18 protein-coding genes, 1 other RNA gene and 1 other annotated feature are annotated in these 17,073 nt (G+C 54.1%); of the genes, 12 read left to right on the top strand and 7 right to left on the bottom strand.

Features of this window, described 5'->3' with window-relative positions:
* Positions 1-19: 19 nt before the first annotated feature.
* The 3 genes from dnaX to E0E17_RS11820 form a co-directional block, all read right to left on the bottom strand.
* Positions 20-2,011, bottom strand: a complete 1,992-nt coding sequence (gene dnaX / locus E0E17_RS11830) for a DNA polymerase III subunit gamma/tau (RefSeq protein WP_130834260.1) — start codon at positions 2,009-2,011, stop codon at positions 20-22.
* Positions 611-672, bottom strand: a sequence feature (DnaX frameshifting element). Its footprint overlaps the gene before it by 62 nt.
* A 205-nt stretch (positions 2,012-2,216) precedes the next feature.
* The gene (gene apt, locus E0E17_RS11825) at positions 2,217-2,768 is read right to left on the bottom strand and encodes an adenine phosphoribosyltransferase (RefSeq protein WP_130834259.1); all 552 of its coding nucleotides are present in this window, start codon (positions 2,766-2,768) and stop codon (positions 2,217-2,219) included.
* A 145-nt stretch (positions 2,769-2,913) separates the two neighbouring features.
* A complete protein-coding gene (locus E0E17_RS11820; RefSeq protein ID WP_130834258.1) occupies positions 2,914-3,300 on the bottom strand; it encodes a DUF454 family protein in 387 nt (128 codons plus the stop codon).
* A 56-nt stretch (positions 3,301-3,356) separates the two neighbouring features.
* Between E0E17_RS11820 and priC the strand changes: the two genes are divergently transcribed.
* Together priC and rsmS are read left to right on the top strand one after the other, a co-directional pair.
* A complete protein-coding gene (priC, locus tag E0E17_RS11815) occupies positions 3,357-3,899 on the top strand; it encodes a primosomal replication protein PriC (protein WP_130834257.1) in 543 nt (180 codons plus the stop codon).
* 195 nt (positions 3,900-4,094) lie between these two features.
* The gene (gene rsmS, locus E0E17_RS11810; protein ID WP_130834256.1) at positions 4,095-4,250 is read left to right on the top strand and encodes a pleiotropic regulatory protein RsmS; all 156 of its coding nucleotides are present in this window, start codon (positions 4,095-4,097) and stop codon (positions 4,248-4,250) included.
* Here the strand turns inward: rsmS and acrR are convergent.
* Positions 4,247-4,885: a multidrug efflux transporter transcriptional repressor AcrR gene (acrR, locus tag E0E17_RS11805; RefSeq protein WP_130834255.1), complete on the bottom strand. Its 639-nt coding sequence runs from the start codon at positions 4,883-4,885 to the stop codon at positions 4,247-4,249. The two genes, rsmS and acrR, sit on opposite strands and share 4 nt — an antisense overlap.
* Positions 4,886-5,027: 142 nt before the next feature.
* Here acrR and E0E17_RS11800 point away from each other — a divergent pair, with 142 nt between their 5' ends.
* From E0E17_RS11800 to hha, 7 genes are all read left to right on the top strand, one after another.
* Positions 5,028-6,233, top strand: coding sequence for an efflux RND transporter periplasmic adaptor subunit (locus E0E17_RS11800; RefSeq protein WP_130834254.1), 1,206 nt, complete (start codon positions 5,028-5,030; stop codon positions 6,231-6,233).
* Between the two features lie 16 nt (positions 6,234-6,249).
* Positions 6,250-9,405, top strand: a complete 3,156-nt coding sequence (locus tag E0E17_RS11795) for an efflux RND transporter permease subunit (RefSeq protein ID WP_130834253.1) — start codon at positions 6,250-6,252, stop codon at positions 9,403-9,405.
* Positions 9,406-9,550: 145 nt separating this feature from the next.
* On the top strand, positions 9,551-9,805 hold the full coding sequence (locus E0E17_RS11790) for a type B 50S ribosomal protein L31 (RefSeq protein ID WP_130834252.1): 255 nt from the start codon (positions 9,551-9,553) through the stop codon (positions 9,803-9,805).
* A gap of 3 nt (positions 9,806-9,808) precedes the next feature.
* A complete protein-coding gene (gene ykgO, locus E0E17_RS11785) occupies positions 9,809-9,949 on the top strand; it encodes a type B 50S ribosomal protein L36 (RefSeq protein WP_130834251.1) in 141 nt (46 codons plus the stop codon).
* Positions 9,950-10,314: 365 nt separating this feature from the next.
* The gene (locus E0E17_RS11780) at positions 10,315-10,668 is read left to right on the top strand and encodes a hypothetical protein (protein WP_130834250.1); all 354 of its coding nucleotides are present in this window, start codon (positions 10,315-10,317) and stop codon (positions 10,666-10,668) included.
* Between the two features lie 148 nt (positions 10,669-10,816).
* Positions 10,817-11,194, top strand: coding sequence for an Hha toxicity modulator TomB (gene tomB / locus E0E17_RS11775; RefSeq protein ID WP_130834249.1), 378 nt, complete (start codon positions 10,817-10,819; stop codon positions 11,192-11,194).
* 24 nt (positions 11,195-11,218) lie between these two features.
* Positions 11,219-11,437 carry a hemolysin expression-modulating protein Hha gene (gene hha / locus E0E17_RS11770; protein ID WP_130834248.1) on the top strand — a complete coding sequence of 73 codons (219 nt, stop codon included), beginning with the start codon at positions 11,219-11,221 and terminating at the stop codon, positions 11,435-11,437.
* A gap of 734 nt (positions 11,438-12,171) precedes the next feature.
* On the opposite strand, the gene ffs is transcribed toward hha, so the two are convergent.
* An RNA gene (gene ffs / locus E0E17_RS11765) (signal recognition particle sRNA small type) lies at positions 12,172-12,268 on the bottom strand.
* Positions 12,269-12,449: 181 nt separating this feature from the next.
* Here ffs and E0E17_RS11760 point away from each other — a divergent pair.
* Complete coding sequence (locus tag E0E17_RS11760) at positions 12,450-12,761, top strand: MGMT family protein (protein WP_130834247.1); 312 nt, start codon at positions 12,450-12,452, stop codon at positions 12,759-12,761.
* Positions 12,762-12,859: 98 nt separating this feature from the next.
* Complete coding sequence (locus E0E17_RS11755) at positions 12,860-14,035, top strand: IS4 family transposase (RefSeq protein ID WP_130834246.1); 1,176 nt, start codon at positions 12,860-12,862, stop codon at positions 14,033-14,035.
* 43 nt (positions 14,036-14,078) lie between these two features.
* On the opposite strand, the gene E0E17_RS11750 is transcribed toward E0E17_RS11755, so the two are convergent.
* Positions 14,079-14,636, bottom strand: a complete 558-nt coding sequence (locus E0E17_RS11750; RefSeq protein WP_130834245.1) for a YbaY family lipoprotein — start codon at positions 14,634-14,636, stop codon at positions 14,079-14,081.
* 202 nt (positions 14,637-14,838) lie between these two features.
* On the opposite strand from E0E17_RS11750, the gene tesB reads away from it, so the two are divergent.
* Positions 14,839-15,696: an acyl-CoA thioesterase II gene (gene tesB / locus E0E17_RS11745; protein WP_130834244.1), complete on the top strand. Its 858-nt coding sequence runs from the start codon at positions 14,839-14,841 to the stop codon at positions 15,694-15,696.
* Between the two features lie 73 nt (positions 15,697-15,769).
* On the opposite strand, the gene amtB is transcribed toward tesB, so the two are convergent.
* On the bottom strand, positions 15,770-17,056 hold the full coding sequence (gene amtB / locus E0E17_RS11740; RefSeq protein ID WP_130834243.1) for an ammonium transporter AmtB: 1,287 nt from the start codon (positions 17,054-17,056) through the stop codon (positions 15,770-15,772).
* Positions 17,057-17,073 lie beyond the last annotated feature (17 nt).

The raw sequence follows: 17,073 nt of genomic DNA, 5'->3' as shown, positions 1-17,073 counted from the left end.
ACAGACAGCTGCGGCATGTTTAAACGGGTCGAATACTCTCTTCATCCAGATCCGCATCAAAGAAGCGACGCAGGGTCTGAATATGGGTATCGCTAATAATAGACTGACGCGCCTGCGCCAGTTTTTCTTCATAAATGGCCTGCCGCCACTCCAGTGGCGTCAATACCGCAGGATTATCATCTTCAATGACGGTGACTTCAACTACCTGCCCCGCCGCATTGCTCAGCGCCTCGCTCAACGCCTGACGGGCCGAGGGCGAATTCAGATGACGCTGGCTGGGCCGCAAATGCAGAATCACCGCCTGCGCTGTCTGCTCTTTCCACGCGTTCAGGGCGAGCTGCTGTACCAGTTTCGGTAACGGCAGCGTGGCGATTTCCGCCGCCCAGGGATCGCGCTGCTGCGCTTCTTCCGCCAGACGTGCTGCCAGTTCAGGGGTTTTCTCATGCTCCAGCGCGGAACGCAAGGCTTTTGGCGTTGCTACCGCGGCTGGCGCATTGACAGGTTCGCTCTGCGCTTTCCAGCGATACGCTTCTTTCTTATCAGGTTCCTTGCTGACCACCTGACGTTGCTGGCTGCGTTCGCTGACGTTGGCGAGACGTTCCAGCGCCGAGGTGGCCGGCCGCGCAGGGCGCGCCGCCGGCTCACTCTTTTTTGGCTTGCTGGCTCCCTGACGCAGCAGCTGAGTGCGCGCCTGCAGGAGCTGGCTGGTGGCATCGGACAACGTCTCTGGGGGACGCGGCGGCGCAGCAGAAGCAGGCGCGGCAGCAGGCTGAGACGCACGCGGCGTAACTACTGCCTGCGGCGCAGGTGCCTGAGGCGCGGCAACAGGTTGCGGTGCGGGATCAGGCGGCGCCATCTGCGGCTGTGCCGCCGCTGCGTCAGGCGTCGCGAGCGCCGGACGCATCACTGGCTCGGCCACCGGTGCCATGGGATGAAACGCCAGCGCACGCAGCAGCGTCATTTCTACGCCCAGCCGACGATCCGGCGCCATCGGCAGATCTTTGCGTCCCATCAGCAGGGTCTGATAATAGAGCTGCACATCGGCTGGCGGCAGCTGACGCGCCAGATCACGCAGTCGCTGCGCATAGCTGGCTTCATCTTCGGTCAGCGAATCGGGCAGCAGTTGCAGCATGGCGATACGGTGCAGCAGACGCAGCATTTCAACCAGCAACGCCTCCCACTCCACGCCCCGGGCTGCCGCCTGGTTCAGTAGCGCCATCACCTGCGCGCCGTCGCCCTCTACCAGCGCCTCAATCAGCGCCAGCGGCTGTTCATCATCCAGCGTGCCCAGCATCATACTGACGGTGGCGCTGTTGACGGCGCCCTGTCCCATGGCAATCGCCTGATCGGTCAGGCTCAGGGCATCACGCATACTGCCGTCGGCGGCACGCGCCAGCAGCTGTAAGGCGCGTGGCTCACTGCTGATCGACTCCTGCTCCAGCACATAAGCCAGCTGCTGACGGATCTGATCCAGATCCAGCGCTTTAAGGTGGAATTGCAGACAGCGTGACAAGATGGTCACCGGCAGCTTTTGCGGATCGGTGGTGGCCAGCAGGAATTTGATGTGCGTCGGCGGCTCCTCCAGCGTCTTCAGCAAGGCATTGAAGCTGTGACGCGAGAGCATATGCACTTCGTCAATCAGATAGACTTTAAAACGGCCACGCGCCGGTGCGTACTGGACGTTATCCAGCAGATCGCGCGTGTCTTCGACTTTGGTGCGCGAAGCGGCATCGATTTCGATCAGATCGACAAAACGGCCCTGTTCAATCTCACGACAGTTGTCACACTGTCCGCAGGGCGTGGCAGTAATGCCGGTTTCGCAATTCAGTCCTTTCGCCAGCAGGCGGGCAATGGTGGTTTTCCCCACGCCGCGCGTGCCGGAAAAAAGATAAGCATGATGGATGCGCCCCAATGACAATCCATTCGCCAGCGCAGTCAGCACATGTTCCTGACCGACTACATCAGCGAACGCCTGGGGACGCCATTTTCGCGCAAGTACCTGATAGCTCATGTGGATTCAGTCACTGGGTATCGTTGAAACGGAACAGCAGGCGCGACGCGGAGGTCACCACTACTCTTCACAAAAAAGGTGAGAACAGAACATCTGCAACCCCTGTATATCGTCACTGCAGTTTACCAGTCACGCATTGATATGCCTATTACTTTAGGCTGAAAACAGGGGGTCAGCGCCCCGCTTCGCGGCGGGGCTAAGACGATCAGTGACCCGCGAAATTCACCAGGCTATAGCACTCAATACCCTGGGCTTTCAGGCGGGTTTCGCCGCTCAGATCGAACAGATTAATCACGAAGGCGGCGTCTTTTACACTACCACCGGCACGGCGAATCAGTTTAACCGTGGCTTCGATGGTGCCGCCGGTAGCCAGCAGGTCATCGACCACCAGCACCACATCGCCCGGCTGGATCGCATCTTTATGCAGCTCCAGCTGGTCAGTGCCATATTCCAGCTCATAGGCTTCACTGAAAGTCTCACGCGGCAGCTTACCTGGCTTACGTACCGGCACAAAACCGACGCCCAGCCCCAGCGCGACCGGCGCGCCAAATAAAAAGCCGCGCGCTTCCGTGCCGACAACTTTGGTGATGCCTTTATCGCGATAGCGATCGACCAGCAGCGCAATGGTCGCAGCATAGGCCTGGGGATCTTCCAGCAGGCTGGTCACGTCCCGGAACAGAATGCCTGGTTTCGGATAATCAGGGATGCTTTTGATGCTGTTTTTAATGAGTTCGAGCTGCTGCGCAGTTGCGGTCATAATGTTACGCCTGGTATTAATGCAATATCGCGCAGCTTCCATTGCATCTGTCCCTGATAACAGGCAGATTGGCAAAAGTTCACAAGGGGAAGCCACGCACGAAGACGCCCAAATCTAAGCAAATAGCGCAATAAATGCAACCTTATCACCGTGGCTTGTGATCATCTGTTGTTTCTGTCACCACCGGCATGCGCAGCATAAACAGCACCAGCAGCGCCAGCATCACCCCCAGCGCGATACGCAGCCAGAAGAGGTGAACGAACCAGATAGAAAAGGAAAACGTCAGGATCACCAGCAGAATTGCGCGTCCTTTGGTACCGGGCGGCACGGCACGATATTGTTGCCAGTGGCGAATATAACGGCCAAAGGGGGAGCACCAGAGCAGCCAGTGATGAAAGCGCGGTGACGAGCGGGCAAAACACCAGGCTGCCAGCAACATAAAAGGTGTGGTAGGCAATAAAGGTAATAGAATCCCCAGCGTGCCCAGCACAATTGCCAGCCAGCCGATTGTCAGTAAGATAATGCGCTGCATGGTACCGCCTGATAAAACTATTCTGTGGCTACGTTAGCACAGTCGGATAAAGCGTAATGAAAACATCTGCGACGCGCGAGCGTCTTTCGCAGTTGCTCCTGGCTCTGCGGCAACAGATCATGACTATCCCGGATGGCGCACCCCGTCAGCCCCGTTTCGATCGCCAGCTGTTCAGCAGCAAAGGAACGCGCCTGCAGGATTATCTGGCTGAAATTGAGCATAACTTCCGGCAACTCTGTCAGGATACGCCCGATAACCCGCGAGCAGCCTGGCTGGCGGCCCATTTAGTGGATCAGATCGCTGCGTTACAGCGTGAAGCCCACACCCAGGATGTCCGTCCGCACCGGGAGCGCCCGGTAGCGGATCGCCAGCAACAGAAACGCGAAGAGTATCGCAGTTATGAGCAACGCCTGCAGGCGATGCTCGATCAGCGCGAACAGCGGCTGGCGCTGGCGGAAACCCTGGCGGTGCAGAAGCAGCTAAAGCTGGAGATTGAGGCGCTGGAGGGGCGTCTGGCACGCTGTCGTCAGGCGCTGCATGCGCTTGAATGGCAGCCCGCTTCCGCCTTTTCCCCCGTCCGGGGTAAAAAGGTGGATTAACGCCGCGCCGCCGCAGCTTTCCTCTATACTTAGCGGCAGCTCAGCAGCAGGAAAGCATCATCCAGTGACGCGCCAGAATAGCATTGGTCCGGGCGGCAACCTGGTTTCATCGGGGCAACTCTGTTATCCTGGATCCCGCGGTGCTGGCCGATCCCCTGCTGATGGCAGCAATATTACCCATACAGGAAATTAACGATGTCTCTGGAAAACGCTCCTGATGAAATCAAGCTGGCCGTGGATTTAATTATGCTGCTGGAAGAGAACCCGCTGCCGACGCAGACCGTGCTGGCTGCGCTGGCGATCGTTCAGCGGGATTTTGAGAAAAAGCTGGCGGCGGAAAAGGAGGCCTAACGGACGACCGCCAGCGTCGGACTGAGGCGCAGCATATCGATAAAGGTGTCTACCAACTGCGGCGCCTCGGCAGCCAGGTCGAAGCTTTCCGGCGTAAACAGCCAGCTTTCCATCATGCCATTCACATAGCCGCGCATAATCACCGCCGCCTGACACGTATTAAGGGTGGCAGGAAGCTGGCCAGCCTCAATGCACAAGCGCAGCATCCCTTCAATCCTGCTGTAACACGTCTGCAATAAACTCTGCTGAATATGGCGCAACGCGGTCATCTCACCGACAAATTCACATTTATGGAAAATGATCTCCATGAGCGCACGCCGTTGTGGATCCTGCGCGGTGGCTTCAAGCAGATAGATCAGCATGGCGCGTATAACAGAAAGTGGATCACCAGGGTATTTTGTCTGATACTCAAGTTCCAGATTCTCCAGGCCTGCGTCACACTGCACCCAGATTTCATTCAGCAGATCGGCTTTATTTTTAAAGTGCCAGTAAATCGCTCCCCGTGTGACACCCGCTGCGGTGGCAATGTCCGCGAGCGAGGTTGCCGAGACGCCATGTTCAGAGAAGCAAGTGATGGCTGCGTCGAGTATTTGGTGACGCGTTTCAAGCGCTTGCTGTTTGGTTTTTCGTGCCATAGGGGTCTTTTTTTACTGACAGGAAGATTTACATACATTTGTGAATGTATGTACCATAGCACGGCCCCTGTTTTAACGCAGCAATGGGTTAATCGGTTTGTGATCCATTGATCATTTGATATCGGACACTAGAGGTTTATTTATGAATAAAAACAGAGGATTATCGCCTCTGGCGGCCGTCCTGATGCTTTCAGGCAGCTTTGTGTTAACAGGATGTGATGATAATAAATCCCAGCAAGCCGCCCAACAGCAGCAACCGCCGGAAGTCGGTGTGGTAGTGTTAAAAAAAGAGCCGCTGAAAATTACCACTGAACTGCCTGGCCGTACCTCGGCCTATCGGGTGGCAGAAGTACGTCCTCAGGTTTCCGGTATCATTCTGAAGCGCAACTTTGTGGAAGGCGCTGACGTGAAAGCGGGTGATTCTCTCTATCAGATCGATCCGGCCACTTATCAGGCGACTTATCAGAGCGCCAGGGGCGATCTTGCGCAGGCGGAAGCGAATGCCCGCATTGCGCAGCTGACCCTGAAGCGTTACAAGCCGCTACTCGGCACCAAATATATCAGTCAGCAAGATTACGATACCGCCGTGGCTACCGCAGCTCAGAACGATGCGGCGGTTCAGGCGGCGAAAGCGAATGTTGAAACGGCACGCATTAACCTTGCGTACACCAAAGTGACCTCGCCTATCAGCGGTCGCATTGGCAAGTCCAGCGTGACGGAAGGGGCGCTGGTGCAGAACGGACAGGCCACAGCGCTGGCTACCGTACAGCAACTCGATCCCATGTACGTCGACGTGACCCAGTCCAGCGATGACTTTATGCGCCTGCGCGCAGAGCTGGAGTCGGGTCAGTTGAAACAGGTCGACGGCAAAGCGAAGGTCACACTGCTGATGCAAAACGGCAGCGAATATGCCCAGCCGGGTACGCTGGAGTTCTCTGATGTATCCGTTGACGAAACTACCGGCTCCATCACCCTGCGCGCCATTTTCCCGAACCCGGATCATCGTCTGCTGCCCGGCATGTTCGTGCGTGCGCGCCTGGAAGAAGGCACCAATCCGAATGCGTTGCTGGTTCCGCAACAGGGTGTGAGCCGTACGCCTACCGGTCAGGCCACCGTGATGGTTGTGGGCGCCGACAATAAAGTTGAAGTACGTAACATCACTGCTAACCAGGCGATTGGTGACAAGTGGCTGGTGACTGACGGCCTGAAAGAGGGCGAGCGAGTGATTACCGTGGGTCTGCAACGTGCCAAACCCGGCATGCAGGTGACGCCTCAGGAAGTCGCGGACGATGCGCAAGCAGTTTCAGAATCACAGTCTCAGGCTCAGTCTGAAAAATCATCGTCATAACAGGAGCCGTTGAAACATGGCTAAGTTCTTTATCGATCGCCCCATCTTTGCGTGGGTTATCGCCATCATCGTGATGCTGGCGGGTGCGCTATCGATTCTTAAGCTACCGATTGAGCAATATCCAAATGTTGCGCCGCCGGCAGTTCAGATTCGTGCAGCTTATCCGGGCGCAGATGCGAAAACATTACAGGACTCGGTAACTCAGGTTATTGAGCAGAATATGAACGGTATCGATGGGCTGATGTACTTCTCATCGAACAGTGACTCTTCTGGTAACCTGCAGCTGACGCTGAGCTTTGAATCCGGCACCGACCCTGATATTGCTCAGGTACAGGTACAGAACAAGCTACAGCTGGCTATGCCACTGCTGCCGCAGGAAGTGCAACAGCAGGGGATTCAGGTACAAAAATCCTCCAGCAGCTTCCTGATGGTCGCCGGCTTCGTCAGTGAAGATGGCAGCATGACGCAGAACGACATCGCAGACTTTGTGGCTTCAAACATCAAAGATCCTATCAGCCGTACCTCGGGTGTCGGTGATACTCAGATCTTTGGTGCGCAGTATGCGATGCGTATCTGGATGGATCCGAGCAAACTCAATAACTATCAGTTGACGCCGGTAGATGTCATTAATGCCATCAACACGCAGAACGCCCAGGTGGCGGCAGGTCAGTTAGGCGGAGCGCCCGCTGCGCCGAATCAGCAGTTGAATGCGTCAATCATTGCCCAGACCCGTCTTACCTCCACCGAGGAGTTCGGCAAAATTTTGCTGAAAGTGAACAGCGACGGTTCGCAGGTACGTCTGCGTGACGTGGCCAGAATGGAACTGGGCGGCGAAAACTACGAGGTGATTGCCCGTTTTAATGGCAAACCTGCCTCCGGTATCGGTATTAAACTGGCAACCGGGGCTAACGCCCTCGACACCGCGACCGCGGTTAAAGCGGAGCTGGGTCGTCTGCAGTCGACCTTCCCGGCCGGTCTGAAAGTGGTGTATCCCTATGACACCACCCCCTTCGTTAAAATCTCGATTAACGAAGTAGTGAAAACCCTGTTTGAAGCGATCCTGCTGGTGTTCCTGGTGATGTATCTCTTCCTGCAGAACTTCCGTGCCACGCTGATTCCGACCATTGCCGTGCCGGTGGTGTTGTTAGGGACCTTCGCGATTATCAACGCGTTTGGTTACTCGATAAACACCCTGACCATGTTCGGGATGGTGCTCGCTATCGGCCTGCTGGTGGATGACGCCATCGTGGTGGTGGAAAACGTGGAACGCGTGATGGCGGAAGAAGGCCTGCCGCCCAAAGAGGCGACACGGCGCTCCATGGAGCAGATCCAGGGCGCGCTGGTGGGGATTGCGCTGGTGCTCTCCGCGGTGTTTATTCCTATGGCATTCTTCGGTGGCTCGACCGGGGTTATTTATCGCCAGTTCTCCATCACTATTGTTTCGGCGATGGTGCTGTCAGTGCTGGTGGCGTTAATTCTGACCCCTGCGCTCTGTGCCACGCTGCTGAAACCGATTAAAGCTGGCGATCACGGCAAAACCGGCGGCTTCTTCGGCTGGTTTAACCGTCTGTTCAACAAGAGCACCGATCATTACGTTGACAGCGTCGGCCATATTGTGCGCAGCACCGGTCGTTATCTGCTGATCTATCTGTTGATTGTGATTGGTATGGCATACCTGTTCCTGCGTTTGCCCTCCTCCTTCCTGCCGGAAGAAGATCAGGGGCTGCTGCTGGCTCAGGCACAGCTACCGGCTGGTGCTACCCAGCAGCGCACCCAGAAGGTCATGGATCAGATCACCGATTACTTCCTGACCAAAGAGAAAGATACGGTGCAGTCAGTGTTTACCGTTAACGGCTTCGGTTTTTCGGGTCGTGGTCAGAACACCGGTATCGCCTTCGTCAGTCTGAAGCCCTGGGATGAGCGAGCCAGCAGCGATATGAAAGTGCCAGCCATCGCCGGACGCGCTATGCAGGCGCTGGGAGCCATCAAAGATGCGATGGTTATCCCATTCAACCTGCCAGCGATTATCGAGCTGGGTAACGCCACCGGCTTCGACTTCCAGCTGATCGACCAGGCTAACCTGGGTCATGAAAAACTGACTCAGGCGCGTAACCAGCTGCTGGGCATGGTCGCGCAGCATCCGGATACGCTGGTTGGCGTGCGTCCGAACGGTCTGGAAGATACGCCGCAGTACAAACTGATTATCGATCAGGAAAAAGCTCAGGCGCTGGGCGTTGCGCTCTCCGATATCAATACCACCTTACGTGCTTCCTGGGGCGGAACCTACGTCAATGACTTCATTGACCGGGGCCGCGTAAAGAAAGTTTACGTTATGGGTGAAGCGCAATCGCGTATGCTGCCGGAAGATATCGGTAAGTGGTACGTGCGTAATAACGTCGGTGAAATGGTGCCATTCTCCGCCTTCTCCTCGGCCAGATGGCAGTACGGCTCGCCGCGTCTTGAGCGTTATAACGGCTTGCCTTCCATGGAGATTCTCGGCCAGGCTGCCCCGGGCAAAAGTTCGGGTGATGCAATGGCACTGATGGAAGAACTGGCGTCGCAGCTGCCTACCGGCATCGGCTATGACTGGACCGGTATGTCCTATCAGGAACGCCTCTCAGGTAACCAGGCGCCGGCACTTTATGCTATCTCGCTGATTGTGGTGTTCCTGTGCCTTGCCGCGCTTTATGAGAGCTGGTCGATACCCTTCTCGGTCATGCTGGTGGTGCCGCTTGGGGTTGTCGGTGCGCTGCTGTTCACCACGCTGCGTGGCTTGAGTAACGACGTTTACTTTGTGGTTGGCCTGTTGACCACCATCGGCCTCTCGGCGAAGAACGCCATCCTGATCGTAGAGTTCGCCAAAGATCTGATGGAAAAAGAGGGCAAGGGTCTGATAGAAGCTACGCTGGAAGCATCCCGTATGCGTCTGCGTCCTATTCTGATGACCTCGCTGGCATTTATCCTCGGGGTACTGCCGCTGGCGATCAGTACCGGTGCCGGTTCCGGCGCGCAGAACGCCGTAGGTACAGGCGTAATGGGCGGGATGATCGCCGCGACGGCGTTAGCGATCTTCTTTGTGCCGGTGTTCTTTGTGGTGGTTCGTCGCCGCTTTGGCAAGAATAAAGCGGAGATCGAACAGGGTCACCCGGTAGAACATACCTCTTCCCACTAACAGTTTCTTCCTGCAAAAGGCCGCCTGCGCGGCCTTTTTTTATGCCTGTTTTCGCCCTTTCCGCCGTTCATCTTCCCATGGCTTGTAATCTGCATCTCAGTGGTGCATACTATTGTTATGTTATAACGTAACAGAGGAAATTACGATGAAATCCACTATCCATCCGGTCTTTCGCCCGGTCGTTTTTCATGACACCAGCGTCGACCGTTATTTCAAAATCGGATCGACGATAAAAACTGAGCGGACCATTGATTTTCAGGGTGAAATTCTGCCCTATGTCGCGCTCGATATTTCTTCTGCTTCGCACCCGCACTACACCGGCAGGCAGCAAGCCGTTGCCAGAGAAGGCGGTGCGGCGCGCTTCAGACAGCGCTATGGCCGTTTAGTGGCAGGAGAATAAGCGATGCAGGTGCTCAGCTCGTTACGTGCGGCGAAGGCGCGCCATCGGGACTGCAGGATAGTGCGTCGCCACGGGCGCATTTATGTCATCTGCAAATCAAATCCGCGCTTTAAAGCAGTACAAGGCCGCAAGAAGAAAAGCTAATCAATCAAGGGTGGCCGCAGCTCACGCGGCCTGCCCTTTTCCCCTTCTGTCGTTCAGGTGCTCTGCCTTTCATCCCTGTAACCCATGCTTTCCAGTTGATAAGTTTTCTTTACGCAATAAGCCCGTCCCTGTTGCCGCAGGAAACAGGGGCAGCAATTTATCCGTAGAAAAAATGGCGTAAAATGTGTCAAAAGATAACGGTTATCCCAAAAAGTCATAATCCAGGCTATGTTAATAATCATGACGTAGTGAGTGAAACACGGAAGATATATCACAATGATAGACACCACCATGCGTGTTATCCTTGAAAATGACTTGCAGAAGTTCAATCATAGGGTTTTAAACCTTCCTCTGTCAGGAAAGCGATGCAAGCTGTTATTCAGTGTGAGATTGAGCCCGGCGAGAACAATTGCGATAAATTAACAGCGGTTATTGAACAGAATATTCCCAAAATAGCCGAAGCGCTGATCGGAGAGTTAGACTGGTATTCACAAAATGCGCAGTTAGTTCCGGGGAGTATTAAAATTATTTTAATCGCAGCTGTAGCGCCAGACCGATTTAAAATGCATTACCGTTTTGAATGGAACTTATTTAGTCCTTGCCAGGATCTAAATGAAATTGTTGTACGCGAAGAAAGCGTTACCTTTCTCATTTTGCCTGGTGAAATCAGATTTGAAGTGATTGATAACGCCCGGCCCTCACCTGCAGATGAATTGTAATATTTCGTCATTGAGGTGAGCAAAGCTAATCATTCTGGCTTATATTTATAGAGTCCGTTAATTAACCTGTAATAAAAATCGCTTCCAGGCCACGTAACTTTAAACTCACCGCGCTGCGGTAACTGTGTAAGCTATGGAGGGGAAAAAGATGGACGAGTACTCACCGAAACGGCATGATATTGCCCAACTCAAATTCTTGTGTGAGAATCTGTTCGATGAAAGTATGGCGAGCCTGACTGACAGTCATCACGGCTGGGTAAATGACCCCACTTCTGCGAGCAACTTGCAACTAAACGATTTGATTGAGCATATCGCTTCTTTTACGATGAATTACAAAATCAAACATGCTGAAAATGAGGGGCTGATCCGGCAGATCGATGATTACCTTGATGATACCTTTATGCTCTTTAGCAGTTATGGCATCAGTACACAGGATCTTCAGCGATGGCAACATTCAGCTAAACGCTTATTTAATATGTTTGCTGAAGAGTATGCTTTTCTTCAACAACCTAGCCATTCCTTTTAGCAATAACGTAAGAACGGTTTAATTATGAACAATAAGGCTTTAACAAAAACGGATTATTTGATGCGGCTCAGGCGTTGTCGCTCAATCGATACGCTTGAACGTGTCATTGAAAAAAACAAGTATGAACTCCCTGACGATGCTCTGGCGGTATTCTATTCCGCTGCCGATCATCGTCTGGCTGAACTGACCATGAACAAACTCTATGACAAAGTCCCGAGCTCGGTATGGAAATTCGTGCGTTAAACTGACCCTGATTAGGCTTTTAATCGCCCTGCCCGTGGTTACGCCACCCCTTATTGACTCATACAGATAATATTTGCCTGCCGGCGAGGGATCGGCTACAGGCATTATTTGTCAGCAAGGGAATGAATAAGCGGGAAAAGGCGACGGCAGAAATGACGGCGGCCTGGTCTGTTAAGGGTTTTGCAATAAAAACGATTTATTTCAACGCTTAACACGGCGGAGCAAAATGCGTCTCATAAAAGGGTGACACTGATAGCGTGTTATCTTATTGCGACTTAAATAAAAATGGTCGCATTGCGCCAGCCTCAGGCTTTCAGTTTAAGCAGGGTTACCTGAGCGTCGATTACAACGATCAGCGGGTGCACTCTCTCAGGACCATCCTGCCGGTAAAAACAACCTGCAAGCCCGTTCCCAAGCCGGAAAACGCCTGACCTGAGTTTTATTCCCTGTACATGGGAATCGTCTTCTGTCAGCCTGGCCAGAGAGTAAGAACAGGAAAGCCAAATCGACGGGTGTCAGTCATGCGGCAGGGAAATACGAAGCAAGCGCTTCATCCGATGGCATTACGCACATTAGTCCTGCGCCAGTAGCAGATCACGTGGCAGGAACGCATAAGATGTCGCTACGATTTGCATTCTGATGGATGCACAGAAGTGGTATTACTGCAGTATCAATGCACTAAACAGAGGGACTACCTGAAGGATGTCATACCGTTAGCATAAATTGGGTGGGGGCCCTGCCAGCTACATCCCGGCACACGCGTCGCCTGCTGCGGCTGCTTCCTTCCGGATCTGACCGAGTTCACAAGTTAGCGTTGCGGGAGAACCAACAGGGCCCCCATTGATAAGCTCTTATCGTAAGAGCGCAGGCATTATCGGGGAAGCCCAGGTGAATTGCAAGGGCATGACGGGTAACCGTTGGATTATTGAACAAGCCATGCGGGCCTGCGGATTCACGCGCAACCTGGCATGATGTTAAAATGGATTTACCCTATCTCTGACAGGATGTTCCCGTGACCGACAACGACAGTTTTCAACAGCGTATCTGGCAAATCGTTGCGGCCATTCCCTGCGGCAAAGTCACTACCTATGGCGATGTGGCGCGTCTGGCCGGTTCACCGCGTGCGGCGCGCCAGGTCGGCGGCGTGTTACGTCGTTTACCGCCAGGTAGTCAGCTGCCCTGGCACCGGGTGATTAATCGCCATGGCACTATTTCACTGACCGGAGATGACCTTTTTCGTCAGCGCGATGCGCTGGAGGCGGAGGGCATTGAAGTGAGTGATGATGGCCGCATCGCGCTGGAGCGCTATCGCTGGCAGCCATAAAAACGCCCCTGACGGGCTGAGGGTTCCCCATAAATAAAGACAGGCATAGAAGGTTATGATCTACTTAGTGTTCCACCAAAAAGTAAGGTCACACCTCTATGCCTGTTTCACAAGTTTGCCATAAATTTTTTAGCCAGTCCCTGAACTCCATTCATCAGTACCGTAAAAACGCTCTGCTTGATATGACCGTGGCTCTGACGCGTGGTGCTTCGCTTTCTCTTACCAGCATCGGCAGATATCTGCCAGGCCCCGCACGTGTTAAGCACAAGATTAAGCGTGTTGACCGGCACCTCAACAGCGACCTGATGTTCAGTGATATTCCCTGTGTCTACCAGCAGCTTGTATCCCGCCTCACACACAGCCTTTCAGTTTGTGTCATTGCTGTGGACTGGAGTGGTTATCCTTCATCAGAGCTCAGTGTTTTGCGGGCAAGCTTATTGTGTGATGGCAGAGCTATCCCTCTGATGAGTAAAGTCATTTCCTCCCGCTACCAGAACAACTCTGCCGTACAAAATGCCTTTCTCGATCAGATGGCTGTCGCCATCGGCAAAGATAAGCAGGTCATTATCGTGACCGATGCAGGCTTTCGCAGCAGCTGGTTTCACCACATCCGCTCTCTGGGCTGGGATTTTGTCGGACGAGTCAGGGGCAGCCTCTATTTTCAGGTCATCGGGGATGAAGAGTGGCAGATGGCGCGGGATATTGTGTCATCAACAACGGCACGCTACCCGGGATTCGGGCGTCTGGCACGTAACGCCAGTCGTGACTGTCCGGGACATTTCTACACCGTGCATAAGCGGGCGACGGGCAGGAAAAGCAGCCAGCATTACCCCAAAACAGACAGGATGTACCGTAAAAACGCGCGTGAACCGTGGCTGCTTTTTACCAGCCTGATGGAATATAAGCCACGCGAGACAGTTAAACTTTATAGTCGCCGTATGCAGATAGAACAGAACTTCAGGGATGAAAAAAGCGAGCGCTATGAGCTGGGACTGCGGGCAAGTAAAAGCCGGGGAGAAAAACGAATATCCGTGCTTTGCCTGGTTGCAGCTCTCTACAGCATCATCCTGTGGCTGACGGGATATTACCTTGAAAGTAAGGGAATAAATCGATGGTTCCAGGCGAACAGTGAGAAATCACGCAGGGTGCTGTCGTATCTGACATTGAGTGAAAATGTCATCCGGCAGTCGCCGGAGCTCCTGTCGGGAATGAACCCCGACAGGGTGTATGCCGATATGGCCAGAGCCTACAGAAACATCATCATGGTGTACTGATAATGTTTCTGGGGATCCCTCAGCCCTGCCGGGGCGTTTTCTGTTACAAACGGGTAGGCGCAGGTAACGCCGCAGATGGCGTCACTTGCGTGGGTGAGGTTGAGGGTACGGTAGTCGCCGCGCCTGCCTGCGTCGGCATCGCCATATGCGGTACCGGCACCAGAACCAGCTCCGCTTTGCTTCCGCCCTGATTAATCACCGGTTTCACCTCTTCGGTAATAAAGGCCATTTTGCCATCAATAGTAATGGCTGCGCTCAACAGAATGCGCGCATTTGGCTGGATATCGGCAGGATTAAAGGGCAAAACAAACTGGAAGGGAGCCTGTTTCCCATCGGTATGTACCACACGCTGGGCCAGTACTTTTGACGGCACGTCAGCCACGGAAGCATCTGACAGCGTGACGGTCAGCACCGCATCGGGCGGCAACGCAATTTTCTGCCGGATATAGATTGAGCCGCTCACGTTGGGCTGCGCAATCGCCGCCTGCTGACCTGCGACGGCAGAGCCTAAGGTTGGCGTCGGTACATCACGACCTTTATCAGCACAGCCAGCCAACGCGACCGCCAGCGCCACACCGCTAATAAGTTGCCAGTGTTTCATTGATGTCGTCTCCTTCTGAACAAAATGATTATCGGCAGCGAATTCTTCGTACAGCTCATCACCCGCTGTATGGCATTAATTCTGGCACAAAAAAAGGTGACTTGCCTGGAAGCAGATGAGCGCGCGGAAAGCGCAGAGAATGATTGACGGAAACTGGTCGGATCTTTCAAACTTAACCGATCCCGCCATTGAGGAAAATATCATGAGCCAGGCACTGCATAATTTGCTGAATCTGTTAAATCTGGAGAAACTGGAAGAAGGGCTGTTTCGCGGTCAGAGCGAAGATCTGGGCCTGCGGCAGGTCTTTGGCGGACAGGTTGTTGGTCAGGCGCTCTATGCGGCAAAACAGACGGTGCCGGAAGAGCGTATCACCCACTCTTTTCACAGCTATTTCTTACGTCCTGGCGACAGCCAGAAACCGATCATTTACGATGTGGAAAATCTGCGCGACGGTAAAAGTTTTAGCGCGCGTCGCGTCAGCGCCATCCAGAATGGCCATCCCATTTTCTATATGACGGCCTCTTTTCAGGGCCCCGAGAGCGGCTTTGAGCATCAGAGCGTAATGCCCTCGGTACCAGGTCCGGAGACGCTGCCCTCAGAACACGATATTGCCCATAAAATGGCAGCAATGTTACCGGTGAAAGCGCGCGATAAGTTTCTTGCCGAACGTCCTTTTGATATCCGTCCGGTCAAATTTCATAACCCACTCAAAGGACATGTGGATGAGCCGGCGCGTCAGGTCTGGATCCGGGCGAATGGCGCCCTGCCCGCTGACTTACGTATTCATCAGTATCTGCTGGGTTACGCATCCGATCTCAATTTCCTGCCGGTAGCGCTCCAGCCACATGGCAAAGGCTTCCTCGAGCCCGACATGCAGGTCGCCACTATCGATCACTCAATGTGGTTTCATCGCCCCGTAGACCTGACGCAGTGGCTGCTCTACAGCGTGGTGAGTACCTCATCGTCCAGCGCACGCGGCTTTGTACGCGGTGAATTTTTTACGGCTGATGGAGTGCTGGTGGCTTCTGCTGTGCAGGAAGGGGTTATACGTCAGCGTTAAGCGATAAAAAGGGGCGATATTATCGCCCCTTTTGTATGTCATGTTGCAACTGCTTTTCTACAACCCGGCGGTTTTACTGGTTATAGGCATTTTCGCCGTGGCTGTTCACATCCAGACCTTCACGTTCCTGATCTTCCGGCACACGCAGGCCAACCATCATATCCGCAACTTTGAAGCCGATGAAAGCGACCACACCGGTCCAGGCGATGGTTACGATGCAGCTGAACAGCTGTACCCATACCTGATGACCCATGCTGACCCCCTCTGCATAGCCTACGCCGCCCAGTGAAGAGGATGCGAATACGCCGGTCAGAATACAACCTACGATGCCGCAGACGCCATGCACGCCGAATACGTCACAGGGATCGTCCACACGCAGCCATTTTTTCAGTGTCGTGACGCCCCAGATTCCCGCCAGACCACCTGCCAGACCGATAATCAGCGCACCGCCAGGTCCAACGTATCCACAGGCCGGGGTGATTGCGACCAGACCGGCGATAAAGCCTGAGCTGGCGCCCAGCAGAGAAGGCTTGCCACGCAACGCCCATTCGCCAAAGGTCCAGGCAAGAACTGCAGCTGCAGTGGCCATGACGGTATTCAGGAAGGCCAGCGCAGCGACTTCGTTAGCGGCAGAGGCAGAGCCCGCATTGAAGCCAAACCAGCCCACATAGAGGATTGCCGTACCGGTAAAGACCATCGGCAGGTTGTGCGGTTTAAAGGCTTCTTTACCAAAGCCAGCTCGTTTGCCGACCAGATAAGCGCCAACCAGACCGGCTACTGCCGCATTGATATGCACCACGGTACCGCCTGCGAAGTCCAGCGCGCCATCCTGCGCCAGGAAACCGCCGCCCCAGACCATATGCGCGATCGGCATATAGGCCAGCGTGACCCAAATCACCACAAAAATCAGTACCGCAGAGAAACGGATACGTTCCGCAATGGAACCTACAATCAACCCGACGGTAATACAGGCGAAGGACGCCTGGAACACTACGTGAATATACTGATAGAAGGAACCCATCACGGCGGTCAGCTCGATGTTTTTCAGCATCACCCACTCAAAGCCGCCGAAAAAGGCGTTACCTTCGCTGAAGGCCAGTGAGTAGCCGTAAACCATCCATAAGACACAAACCAGCGAAAAGGTGACCGCTACCTGAGTCAACAGAGAAAGAACGTTCTTGGCGCGGATCAGGCCGCCGTAAAACAGGGCAATGCCCGGGATTGTCATAAACAGCACCAGGGCGGTGCAGATCATCATAAAGGCGTTATCGGCCTTATCTACCACCGCAGGGGCCGCCATTGCCAGCGAAGGTAACAGTGCCAGGCTGCTCAGGCCCAAGGTTGCGAATAATTTATTCATCTCTTTTCATCCCATCA

Source organism: [Erwinia] mediterraneensis, from assembly GCF_900604315.1.
GTDB classification, from domain to species: Bacteria; Pseudomonadota; Gammaproteobacteria; order Enterobacterales; family Enterobacteriaceae; genus Pantoea; species Pantoea mediterraneensis_A.
The sequence above is the reverse complement of the archived record's forward strand: the minus strand, read 5'-3'. Positions and strand labels throughout refer to the sequence as shown.